Here is a 12,146-nt window from a genome sequence, read left to right as displayed (position 1 = left end):
TGCCTCATTGACGACCGAGTATGGGGCGGCAGTCGTGCCGCCCCATATTCTTATGGATTGAAAGCACGCTTTATTCCGGCGGTACGTGCAGCCACGCGGCATGTTTGGGCGCGCGTTTGGTTTGCGCCCATTCATCCAGCATCGCCGGCGCCACCCGCTTCAGCTCGGCGAGCTGCTCGGCAGTGCCGATGTTGCAGGCCAGTTCCAGCCGATGGCCGTTGGGATCGAAGAAATAGATCGACTTGAAGATGCCGTGCCAGGTCGGCCCCAGCACCTCGATGCCCAGCCCCTCGATATGCGTCTTGGCGTTCAACAGTTCGGCTTCGGACGCGACCTCGAAGGCGATATGCTGCACCCAGGTGGGCGTGTTGGTATCCCGGCCCATCTCGGGCTGGTTGGGCAATTCGAAGAACGCCAGCACATTGCCGCCGCCGCAATCCAGGAACACGTGCATATACGGGTCATAGGCGCCGGTGGACGGCACATGATCCTCGGCAAAGGCGGTAGTATACTCCATGCCGAGCACGCGTTCATACCAGGCCACGGTTTCGGCCGCGTCCTTGCAGCGATAGGCGACGTGGTGGATGCGCGCCAGGCTGGGGGCCCGGGTTGGCGCGCTCATTCGGCCGGCTCCTCGACATGCAGCACCCCGCGCCGCACCTGGTCGCGCTCCATCGATTCGAACAGCGCCTTGAAATTGCCCTCGCCAAAGCCCTCGTCGCCCTTGCGCTGAATGAACTCGAAGAACACCGGGCCGATCATCGTTTCGGAGAAAATCTGCAGCAGCAGCCGCTTGTTGCCGTCCCCGGTGGTGCCATCCAGCAAGATGCCGCGGCGTTGCAGTTCTTCGACCGGTTCGCCATGGCCGGGCAGGCGTTCGGGCAGCATTTCGTAATAGGTTGCCGGCGGCGGCGTCATGAACGGTGTGCCAATGGCCTTCAGCCGATCCCACACGCCCGGCAGATCATCACAGGCGAACGCGATATGCTGGATGCCCTCGCCATTATAGGCGCGCAGGAACTCCTCGATCTGGCCGCCGCCACCGCGCCCTTCCTCGTTCAGCGGGATGCGGATCTTGCCATCGGGCGCCGTCATCGCCTTGCTGGTCAGGCCGGTATATTCGCCCTTGATGTCGAACCAGCGGATCTCGCGGAAGCCCGCGATGCGTTCGTAAAACCCCGCCCAATGCACCATGCGCCCGCCGTAGACATTGTGGGTAAGGTGATCGATGATCTGCAGGCCGGCACCCACCGGGTTGGGATCAACACCGCGTTCATAGACGAAGTCGATGTCATAGATCGACAGACCGGGACCGTAACGGTCCACCAGATAGATGATCGAACCGCCAATGCCGCGGAACCCCGGCAGCCGCAGCTCCATCGGCCCGGTGCGGGTCTCGACCGGCTCGGCGCCGCGCTCAATGGCGAGGGCATAGGCCGCCGCCGCATCCTTCACCCGCCAGCCCATGCCGCAAGCCGACGGCCCATGCTCGGCGGCAAAATAGGCCGCCGGACTCCGCGGCTCATAATTGGCGATCAGGTTGATGCCGCCCTGGCGCCAGAGCTGCACATCCTTGGAGCGGTGGCGGGCGACCTTCGTGAACCCCATCGCCGCAAACACCGGCTCCAGCACACCCTTGGCCGGCGCACAAAACTCGATGAATTCAAAGCCATCGAGGCCCAGCGGGTTGTCGAACAGATCGGCCAACGGGAGGCCTCCTTCAATAAAATGCCTGCAGACCCGTCTGGGCGCGCCCCAGGATCAGGGCGTGGACATCATGGGTGCCTTCGTAGGTGTTGACCGCTTCCAGGTTCATCACGTGGCGGATGACACCATATTCATCGCTGATGCCGTTGCCGCCGTGCATGTCGCGGGCCTCGCGCGCAATCGCCAGCGCCTTGCCGCAATTGTTGCGCTTCAGCAGGCTGATGGCTTCCGGCGCCAGGCGCTTGTCGTCCAGCAATCGCCCACCAGCCAGCGCTGCACACAGGCCCAGCGTGATCTCGGTCTGCATGTCGGCCAGCTTTTTCTGGATGAGCTGTGTCGCCGCCAGCGGCCGGCCGAACTGCTGGCGATCCAGCGTATATTGCCGCGCTGCATGCCAGCACCATTCGGCAGCCCCCATCGCGCCCCAGGCAATGCCATAGCGCGCATTGTTCAGGCAGCCGAACGGACCGGCCAGGCCTTCGACACCGCGCAAGATGCGATCCTCGGGCAGATGCACATCGGCCAGCACGATCTCACCGGTGATGCCGGCGCGCAGAGAGAACTTGCCTTCGATCTTTGGCGTGCTGAAGCCCACATCGCCGCGCTCGACCACGAAGCCGCGGATCTTCTCGTCATCGCACTTGGCCCACACCACCGCGACATCGGCCAGCGGCGAATTGGTGATCCACATCTTGGCACCGTTCAGCAGCCAGCCGCCCTGCACCGCCTTGGCGCGGGTCTTCATGCCCGCCGGGTCTGATCCCGCATCCGGTTCGGTCAACCCAAAGCAGCCGATCAGTTCGCCGGACGCCAGGCCAGGCAGGTAGCGCTCGCGCTGCGCCTCGGAGCCATAGGCATGGATCGGGTGCATCACCAACGACGACTGCACGCTCATCGCCGAGCGATAAGCCGAATCCACCCGCTCCACCTCGCGCGCAATCAGGCCGTACGCCACATAGCTGGCACCAGCACAGCCATAGCCCTTGATCGTCGGCCCCAGCAGCCCCGCCGCGCCGAACTTCTTCATCAATTCCGGATCGAATGTCTCGTGCCGGTTGGCCAGCTTTACCCCCGGCGCCAGCTCCGCATCGCAAAAGGCCCGCGACGCGTCGCGCACCATCATCTCCTCCTCCGTCAACTGGCTCGCCAGCAACAAAGGGTCCTCCCAATCAAACCGCGGCCACTTCGGCGCGAAATGCTGGATATCGGTCGGCAGAGGGTTCGGATTCGTGCTCATGATCCTCCTATAGCACCAGAACGACAGATTTGCCCCGTCATGGTGCAGTTGACGCCACAGATAATGGTTGAGCACCAGCGCCAATCGCCGCATCCAGCTTCGGCCCGCGCCGCAGAGCGACCATCACTGTGGACCGACCGGTTGCCGCCAACAATGCAAACGGTGCCGCCAATGTGGCAAAATGCGCGTTAAGTCCACGCGTCCATATCGAGAAGGTCAACGCTGCACAGGCCGGAGTGCCGGCCAACGTACTTCCGTCACGCCACTGCATGGAAAAATTTGGCGGATCATCACGAAAAGATGGTGCCCAGAAGAGGACTCGAACCTCCACGCCCTTGCGAGCGCCAGCACCTGAAGCTGGTGCGTCTACCAATTCCGCCATCTGGGCACGGGGTAGGCGGCGGCTGATATGGGTGGAATCGGGGCTTGTCAATTGCCACGGCAGGATAATGCACGATTTCATGGGCCACGCGCGCCGCAGGGCAATCTGCCCCGCGACAAGCCGGCCCGGCAACGTTAGAGGTTGCAACCATGACATACTCGACGCAACAGGCCTCACCACTGGCAGCCGGCGCGCTGGTGACGGTGATCGGCGGAGCCGGTTTCCTGGGCCGCTATGTCGTCGAGGCGCTGGCCAAGGCGGGCTGCCGGGTGCGGGTGGTGTCGCGCCATGCCGATTCGGCGCTGTTTCTGAAACCATTGGGTGATCTTGGGCAAATACAGGTCGTGTCGGGCGACATCCGGTCCGATACCGACATGGCGGCGGCGTTCGCCGGCGCCGCGGCTGGCGTCAATCTGGTCGGCATCCTGGCTGAAAACGGCCAGCAGAAATTCGCCACCCTGCAAGCCGAAGGCGCCGGCCGTGCGGCGCGCGCCGCCGCAGCGGCCGGCGCGGTTGGCTATGTGCAGATGTCGGCCATCGGCGCCGATGCCGGCAGCCGCATTCCCTATGCGCGCAGCAAGGGTGACGGCGAAGCCCTGGTCCACGCCGCGATGCCCGGCGCCGTCGTATTGCGGCCCAGCATCGTCGCCGGGCCGGAGGACCAGTTTTTCAATCGCTTCGCCGCCATGGCCCGCCTGTCACCCGTGCTGCCGGCGATCAGCGGCGAAAGCCTGTTCCAACCGGTTTACGTGCGCAACGTCGCCGATGCCGCGGTCGCCGGGCTGACGCGCAGCGACGCAGCAGGGCGCATCTTCGAGCTCGGCGGGCCGGATGTGCTGAGCTTCAAGGCGATCCTGGAGATGATTTCGGACCTTACCGGCCTCGATCGACCGGTGGTGGGCTTTTCGGATTTCACTTCATCCATGCTGGCCCGGCTGGGCGATGTCCTGCCGTTCATGCCGATGAACAGCGATCAGCTTGCCATGCTGAAGCTGGGCAATATCTGCGCGCCCGGCATGCCGGGGCTGGTCGATCTGGGCATCACGCCGACGCCGCTGTCGGCCTATCTGCCGCAGATGATGCAGCGCTACCGGCGGGGCGGACGCTTTGCCAAGGCGGAGCAGGCGGCGTGACCTCAGCGGATTTGCTGACTGTCATCCTGCTTGGCATCATCGAAGGGCTGACCGAATTTCTGCCGGTGTCCTCGACCGGGCACCTGATCCTGGCCAGCGAGTTGCTTGGCTTCACCGGTGAAGCGGAACTGGCGTTCAAGATCGCCATCCAGCTTGGCGCGATCCTGGCAGTGCTGGTTGCCTATCGGCAGCGCTTTGCAGGGGTGATCGGCGGGCTGGTGCAGCGGGATGCCAAGGCCATCGCCTTCACCCGCAACATCTTTCTGGGCGTGCTGCCGGCGATGGTCGTGGGCGTCTTTGCCTATGAAAGCATCAAGCTGATGCTGGAATCGCCGATGACGGTGGCAATCGCGTTGATTGTTGGCGGCGTGGCCATCCTGGTCATCGAGCGGATGGCGCACAAGGCACGCCATGAGGGGGTTGAAAGCATCCCCGGCCTGACGGCGCTGCTGATTGGCATCGGCCAATGTGTCGCGATGATCCCCGGGGTGTCCCGGTCTGGCGCGACGATCATGGGCGGGCTGCTGGCCGGGGTCGAGCGCAAGACGGCCGCCGAATACAGCTTCTTCCTGGCCGTGCCGACGATGACCGCCGCGACAGCCTATGCGCTGTACAAGGGCCGCGACGCACTGGCGATCGATGACATCACGGCGATCGCGATCGGCTTTGGTGTGGCCTTCGTGGTGGCGCTGGCGGTGGTGAAGGCCTTTGTCGCCATCGTTGGCCGCTTCGGTTTTGCGCCGTTCGCCTGGTATCGCATCATCGTCGGCAGCGTGGCCTTGATGTGGCTGCTGGCACGATAGGGCCGAAGCGGTCTTAAAATGCCATATCAATCCGCATCTGTGGCTACGGTCGTCCAAAAATAGTCAGCAATTCTGTCCTAAATTTGTGAATCCGCGTGACAGAAGCGCGGTAATGTGGTTGTGCAACCCACATCGAAAGGATCACGGGCCATGGCCGCAACAAAATTGCTGAAGTTCGTGGAACGGGATCAGGCCTATCCGGCCAAGCGCACCGCCGCTGAGCGTGCCCATGATTTTCAGGAAATCGCCCGGCCCTATATCGAAGCCAAGGCCGAGGAGCAGGCCGGGCGTTGCAGCCAGTGCGGCGTGCCGTTCTGCCAGGTGCATTGTCCGCTGGGCAACAATATCCCCGATTGGCTGAAGCTGACCGCGGAAGGCCGACTGGAAGAAGCCTATGAGATTGCCGCGGCGACCAACGCCATGCCGGAAATCTGTGGCCGCATCTGCCCGCAGGACCGATTGTGCGAAGGCAATTGCGTGATCGAGAAGGATTTCGGCAGCGTCACCATCGGCGCCGTGGAGAAGTTCATCACCGACAATGCCTGGGAACAGGGCTGGGTGAAGCCGATCCGGCCGCTGGTCGATCGGTCTGGCCAGAGCATCGCCATCATCGGCGCCGGACCGGCCGGGCTGACGGCCGCCGAACTGCTGCGGGTGAAGGGTTATGATGTCCATGTCTATGATCGGCATGATCGTGCCGGCGGGCTGCTGACCTATGGCATTCCGGGCTTCAAGCTGGAAAAGCCGGTGGTGCAGCGCCGGATCGACCGGCTGATCGACGGCGGCGTGCAGTTTCACCTGAGTTTCGCCGTGGGGCGCGACGCCAGCCTGGCCGATTTGCGTGCGCGCCACGATGCCGTGCTGATTGCCACCGGTGTGTACAAGGCGCGGCAAGTCGATGTGCCGGGCGCTGATGGCCCCACCACATTGGAAGCCATGGATTATCTGATCGCCTCCAACCGCGCTGGTTTCGGGGACGATGTGCCCGACGCGCAGCGGTTCGATGCGGCCGGCAAGAATGTCGTGGTCATCGGCGGCGGTGATACGGCAATGGATTGTGTGCGCACGGCGGTTCGCCAGGGCGCGGCCAGCGTGAAATGCCTGTATCGCCGCGACCGTGCCAACATGCCGGGCAGCGTGCGGGAGGTTGCCCACGCCGAAGAAGAGGGCGTGGAATTCGTCTGGCTGGCCGCGCCGGCCGAAATCACCGGCACCGGCGTGGTGGCGCAGGCGATGCGGCTCGGCCAGCCGGGCGCCGATGGCCGCCGCAGCCCGGAACCGGATGCCGACACCCGCTTCACGGCCCGCGCCGATCTGGTGATCAAGGCGCTGGGCTTTGATGCCGAGGATCTGCCGGCGCTGTTCGGTGCGGCCGATCTGGCGGTGACGCGCTGGGGCACGGTGCGGGTCGATCATCGCACGATGATGACCGGGCTGGATGGCGTGTTTGCCGCTGGCGATATCGTGCGCGGTGCCAGTCTGGTGGTCTGGGCGGTGCGCGACGGGCGTGACGTGGCGGCCCAGATGCATCAGTATCTGCGCGCCCACGCCGGCGCGGCGGCGCAGGGCGCCAGTAAGGCTGCAGCCTGATTCGGCTCAACATCCCTGCGCGCACCTGAAATCATTCCGGGGAATTTCCATGTCATTCCTGATCTTCGCCGTCGCCACCGTCGCCGCTACTGCCCAGCAGGCCCAGAAAGCGAAGCCGGGCCTGCCGCCAGCGCCGCCGCCGGTGCGGGCCGATGCCGCCACCATGCAGGCGGCCACGGCGTTGGTGGCGCAATTGGGCCTGAAAACCCAGTTGCAGAACCAGATGGACAACACCGTCAAGCAAATGCGGTCCGGCGTGGTGGTGCGCGCCATGCTTGCCCAGCAGCCGGGCTTCGTGCCGGCTTACCAGGCCAACAAGGCCAAGTTCGACGTGGCCTTGCAAAAGGCCGGCGGCATTCAGGCCACGATTGCGCAAGGCGTGATCAACCAGAATCTGAACAGCGTCGTCACGGCGGCGCGTGATGCCTATGCCCGCCAATATACCGCGGCCGAACTGAATGCCCTGATCGCCTTTTATCGCAGCCCGGCTGGCCAGGCGCTGCAGAAAAAACAGGGCGCCGTGCAGAACGAGATCGGCCAGCAGACCGCCCGGCTGATCGGCGCCAAGATCGATGCGGCGATGCAGGCCAATGCCCCAAAGCTGCGTGATGCACTGTCCGCACTGAACAGCCCGCCACCGCCCGCGCCGAAATAAGCCGACAGGAATCTGACCCATGACCATCCTGCCCACTACCCCCTTCACCGCTTCGGCTGCCGAACGCGCCCGCATCGCCGATGTCGGCATGTACCGGCCGGACCTGGAATCCGACGCCTGTGGTGTCGGCCTGGTTGCTGCCACCGATGGCAAGCCGCAGCGCCGGGTGGTGACGGCGGCGATCGATGCGTTGAAGGCGGTGTGGCATCGCGGCGCCGTCGATGCCGATGGCAAGACCGGCGATGGCGCCGGCATATTGGTCGAGATCCCCACCGATTTCTTCCACGAACATGTCGAGCGCCACGGCCAGAAGCCGGTGGCGGGCCAATTGGCGGTGGGCATGGTGTTCCTGCCGCGCACCGACCTCAATGCGCAGGAAGCCTGCCGCACCATCGTCGAATCGGAAATCATCGGCTTTGGATATAAAGTCTATGGCTGGCGCCAGGTGCCGGTGGACATCAGCGTGATCGGCGACAAGGCCATGCAAAGCCGGCCGGAGATCGAGCAGATCATGATCGCCGGGCCGGATGCGGCCGGCGACGGCGCGCGGGAACAGTTCGAGAAGGACCTGTTCCTGATCCGCCGCCGCATCGAAAAGAAGGTGATCGAAGCCCAGATCCAGAGCTTTTACATCTGCTCGCTGTCGTCGCGCACGCTCATCTACAAGGGGTTGTTCCTCGCCGAGACGCTGAGCCAGTTCTACCCCGATCTTAACGATGAACGCTTCGTGTCGCGCTTCGCCATCTATCATCAGCGCTATTCCACCAACACCTTCCCGCAATGGTGGTTGGCGCAGCCGTTCCGCACGCTGGCGCACAACGGCGAGATCAACACCATCCGCGGCAACACCAACTGGATGAAAAGCCACGAGATCAAGATGGCGGCCGCCGCGTTCGGCGAGCACAGCGAAGACATCAAGCCGCTGATCCCGGCCGGCGCGTCGGATACGGCAGCGCTCGATGCGGTGTTCGAAGCCTTTGTCCGCTCCGGCCGCGACGCGCCCACCGCCAAGCTGATGCTGATCCCGCAGGCATGGCAGAAGGACGACACGCTCGATCCCGCCACCCGCGCCATGTACGCGTTTTTCGCCTCCGTGATGGAGCCGTGGGACGGGCCCGCGGCGCTGGCGATGACCGATGGCCGCTGGGTGGTGGCCGGGCTCGATCGCAACGCCTTGCGGCCGATGCGCTATTGCCTGACCCGCGACGGCCTGCTGATCACCGGCAGCGAAGCCGGCATGGTGGTGGTGCCCGAAGCCGATGTGGTGACGAAGGGCGCGCTGGGGCCGGGCGAGATGATCGCCGTCGATCTCGACGCCGCGCTGACGCGATTCTATACCGATGCCGAAATCAAGGCCAAGGTGACCGCGGCGCATGATTATCAGGCGCTGGTCGCCGGCTTCACCAATTTCGAGGCCCTGCCCGGTGGCGATGCCCCGGAGCCGGAACCGGCCTTCACCCGCGACGAGCTGCGCCGCCGCCAGGTCGCAGCCGGCCAGACCATGGAAGACATGGAACTGCTGCTGGCGCCGATGGTCGATGATGCCAAGGAAGCCATCGGCAGCATGGGCGATGACGCGCCGCTGGCAGTGATTTCCGACAACGCCCGCAATCTGTCGCATTTCTTCCGGCAGAATTTCAGCCAGGTCACCAACCCGCCGATCGACGCCCTGCGCGAAACGCGGGTGATGAGCCTGAAGACGCGCTTTTCGAACCTGACCAACATCCTGGACGACGAAGCCACCCAGGCCGGCGTGATGGTGATGGAAAGCCCGGTGCTGTCCAACCGCGACTGGTTCCGGTTGAAGGATCATTTCGCCAAGCAGGCGGTGGAAATCGATTGCACGTTCGACATCGGCGGCGGCCCGGCGGCGCTGCGCGAAGCCATCGCGCGGGTGCGCATGGAGGCGGAAACCGCGGTGCGCCAGGGCAAGACGCAATTGTTCCTGACCGACGAACATCAATCCGCCACCCGCGCCGGCATTGCCATGATCCTGGCCACCGCCGGCGTGCAGACGCATCTGATCCGCAAGGGCCTGCGTGCCTATGCCAGCATCAACGTGCGCGCCGCCGAAGCGCTGGACACGCATTATTTCGCCGTGCTGATCGGCGTCGGCGCCACCACGGTGAACGCCTATCTGGCGCAGGAAGCCATTGCCGATCGCCACAAGCGCGGCCTGTTCGGCGGCTTGAGCTTTGGCGAATGTGTCGCGCGCTATAAAAAGGCCATCGATGACGGCCTGCTGAAGATCATGGCCAAGATGGGCATTGCCGTCATCTCGTCCTATCGTGGCGGCTATAATTTCGAAGCGGTCGGATTGTCCCGCGCACTGGTCAATGATTTCTTCCCCGGCATGCCGGCCAAGATCAGCGGTGAAGGCTTTGAATCCTTGTTCATCAACGCCCAGATCCGCCACGACAAGGCCTGGGATGAAGGCGCCGTCGCCCTGTCCGTCGGCGGTCTCTACCGCTGGCGCGCGGGCGGCGAAGCGCATGCCTGGAACGCGCATCTGATCCATCTGCTGCAGACGGCCGTCAGCCGCGATGCCTATGGCGATTACATGAAATTCAGCCGCGGCGTGCAGGCGCTGCCGCCGATTTCCTTGCGCGATCTGCTGGATTTCGTGCCGGGCACCAGTTCGATCCCCATCGAAACGGTGGAATCGGTGACCGAAATCCGCAAACGCTTCGTGACGCCAGGGATGAGCCTGGGCGCGCTGTCCCCCGAAGCCCATGAAGTGCTGGCCATCGCCATGAACCGCATCGGCGCCAAGGCGGTTTCGGGTGAAGGCGGCGAAGACCCGATCCGCTACAAGCCCTATGCCAATGGCGACAACGCCAACAGCGTGATCAAGCAGGTCGCGTCCGGGCGGTTCGGCGTCACCGCGGATTATCTGAACGCTTGCGAGGAGATCGAGATCAAGGTCGCCCAAGGCGCCAAGCCGGGCGAAGGCGGGCAGTTGCCGGGCTTCAAGGTGACCGAGCTGATCGCCAAGCTGCGCCATTCGACGCCGGGCGTGACGCTGATCAGCCCGCCGCCGCACCATGATATCTATTCGATCGAGGATCTGGCGCAGCTCATCTATGACCTCAAGCAGATCAACACCCGCGCCCGCGTCTGCGTGAAGCTGGTCAGCAGCGCCGGCATCGGCACCGTGGCGGCTGGCGTCGCCAAGGCCCATGCTGACGTGATCCTGATTTCCGGCAATGTCGGCGGCACCGGCGCCTCCCCGCAAACCAGCATCAAATATGCCGGCACGCCGTGGGAAATGGGCCTGTCGGAAGTCAACCAGGTGCTCACCCTGAACGGCCTGCGGCACCGGGTGAAGCTGCGCGCCGATGGTGGCCTGAAAACGGGGCGCGACGTGGTGATCGCCGCCATCCTGGGTGCGGAGGAATATGGCATCGGCACGATGAGCCTCGTTGCCATGGGCTGCATCATGGTGCGCCAATGCCATTCCAACACCTGCCCGGTGGGCGTCTGCACCCAGGACGATGCCCTGCGCCAGAAATTCGTCGGCACGCCGGAAAAGGTCATCAACCTGATGAGCTTCATCGCCGAGGAAGTGCGCGAAATTCTCGCCCGGCTGGGCGTGCGCAGCCTCGATGAAGTGATCGGCCGCACCGAATTGCTGCGCCAGGTCAGCCGCGGCGCCGAGCATCTCGACGATCTCGATCTCAATCCGATCCTCGCCAAGGTGGATGCGCCCGATGATCAGCGGCGCTGGGGCCTGGGCAATGGCCGCAATCCGGTGCCGGACAGCCTGGATGCCGACATGATCCGCGATGCCGCGCATCTGTTCGAACGTGGCGAGAAGATGCAGCTTGCCTACACGGTGCGCAACACCCACCGCGCCGTCGGCACCCGCCTGTCGGGCGAGATCACCCGCCGTTTCGGCATGAAGGGGCTGCAACCCGGCCATGTCCATATCCGCCTGCGCGGGTCGGCCGGCCAGTCGCTCGGCGCCTTTGCCGTGCAGGGCGTGAAGCTGGAAGTGTTCGGCGAGGCCAATGACTATGTCGGCAAGGGGCTTTCCGGCGCCACCATCGTGGTGCGGCCGTTCCCGTCGTCGATGCTGGTCAGCCAGGACAATGCGATCATCGGCAACACCGTGCTCTATGGCGCCACCGCTGGCCGGCTGTTTGCTGCCGGACGCGCCGGCGAACGCTTTGCGGTGCGCAACAGCGGTGCCACGGTTGTGGTTGAAGGCTGCGGCGCCAATGGCTGCGAATATATGACCGGCGGCACCGCCGTGATCCTGGGGCCGACCGGCGACAATTTCGCGGCGGGCATGTCGGGCGGCATGGCCTTTGTCTATGATCAGCACGGCGGCTTCGAACGCCGGGTCAACCGCGAGACGGTGGTGGTGCAGCGGCTCGCCTCGGCCCACTGGGAAGCCCATGTCCACGACCTGATCGAGGAACATGCCCGCGAAACCGGATCGAAATGGGCCACCGGGCTGCTGGCGGAATGGGACCGCACGCGCATGGCAATCTGGCAGGTCTGCCCCAAGGAGATGTTGAGCCGGCTGGCCCATCCGCTGGACGACACCCCCGGCAGCATCGCGGCGGAATGACCACAAGCCTTGAAACCGGGTCCGTCGCTGCTATATCCGCATAAGACAGTACAAGGACCCGGC

General features: G+C 64.4%; 8 protein-coding genes and 1 tRNA gene. 5 read left to right on the top strand and 4 right to left on the bottom strand.

Annotated elements, in window-relative coordinates; translation table 11 throughout:
• Positions 1-70: 70 nt before the first annotated feature.
• From ACTIEZ_RS06335 to ACTIEZ_RS06320, 4 genes are all read right to left on the bottom strand, one after another.
• A complete protein-coding gene (locus ACTIEZ_RS06335) occupies positions 71-622 on the bottom strand; it encodes a VOC family protein (protein WP_439545818.1) in 552 nt (183 codons plus the stop codon).
• Positions 619-1,707 (bottom strand): 4-hydroxyphenylpyruvate dioxygenase, encoded by a 1,089-nt coding sequence (gene hppD, locus ACTIEZ_RS06330; RefSeq protein WP_439545817.1) that lies wholly within the window; start codon positions 1,705-1,707, stop codon positions 619-621. Before hppD ends, ACTIEZ_RS06335 begins: the two co-directional genes overlap by 4 nt.
• Positions 1,708-1,720: 13 nt before the next feature.
• Positions 1,721-2,944: an acyl-CoA dehydrogenase gene (locus ACTIEZ_RS06325; RefSeq protein ID WP_439545816.1), complete on the bottom strand. Its 1,224-nt coding sequence runs from the start codon at positions 2,942-2,944 to the stop codon at positions 1,721-1,723.
• A 301-nt stretch (positions 2,945-3,245) separates the two neighbouring features.
• Positions 3,246-3,332, bottom strand: a tRNA-Leu gene (locus ACTIEZ_RS06320).
• Positions 3,333-3,475: 143 nt separating this feature from the next.
• On the opposite strand from ACTIEZ_RS06320, the gene ACTIEZ_RS06315 reads away from it, so the two are divergent.
• From ACTIEZ_RS06315 to gltB, 5 genes are all read left to right on the top strand, one after another.
• Positions 3,476-4,459, top strand: a complete 984-nt coding sequence (locus tag ACTIEZ_RS06315; RefSeq protein WP_439545815.1) for a complex I NDUFA9 subunit family protein — start codon at positions 3,476-3,478, stop codon at positions 4,457-4,459.
• 11 nt (positions 4,460-4,470) lie between these two features.
• Positions 4,471-5,262, top strand: coding sequence for an undecaprenyl-diphosphate phosphatase (locus tag ACTIEZ_RS06310; RefSeq protein WP_439545814.1), 792 nt, complete (start codon positions 4,471-4,473; stop codon positions 5,260-5,262).
• Positions 5,263-5,412: 150 nt separating this feature from the next.
• A complete protein-coding gene (locus tag ACTIEZ_RS06305; protein ID WP_439545813.1) occupies positions 5,413-6,852 on the top strand; it encodes an NAD(P)-dependent oxidoreductase in 1,440 nt (479 codons plus the stop codon).
• A gap of 49 nt (positions 6,853-6,901) precedes the next feature.
• Positions 6,902-7,507: a DUF2059 domain-containing protein gene (locus ACTIEZ_RS06300; RefSeq protein WP_439545812.1), complete on the top strand. Its 606-nt coding sequence runs from the start codon at positions 6,902-6,904 to the stop codon at positions 7,505-7,507.
• 19 nt (positions 7,508-7,526) lie between these two features.
• Positions 7,527-12,083: a glutamate synthase large subunit gene (gltB, locus tag ACTIEZ_RS06295; RefSeq protein ID WP_439545811.1), complete on the top strand. Its 4,557-nt coding sequence runs from the start codon at positions 7,527-7,529 to the stop codon at positions 12,081-12,083.
• The last annotated feature ends 63 nt before the right edge of the window (positions 12,084-12,146 follow it).

Origin of the sequence: Sandarakinorhabdus sp. (assembly GCF_051860625.1) — a bacterium.
Lineage (GTDB): Bacteria > Pseudomonadota > Alphaproteobacteria > Sphingomonadales > Sphingomonadaceae > Sandarakinorhabdus.
The sequence above is the reverse complement of the archived record's forward strand: the minus strand, read 5'-3'. Positions and strand labels throughout refer to the sequence as shown.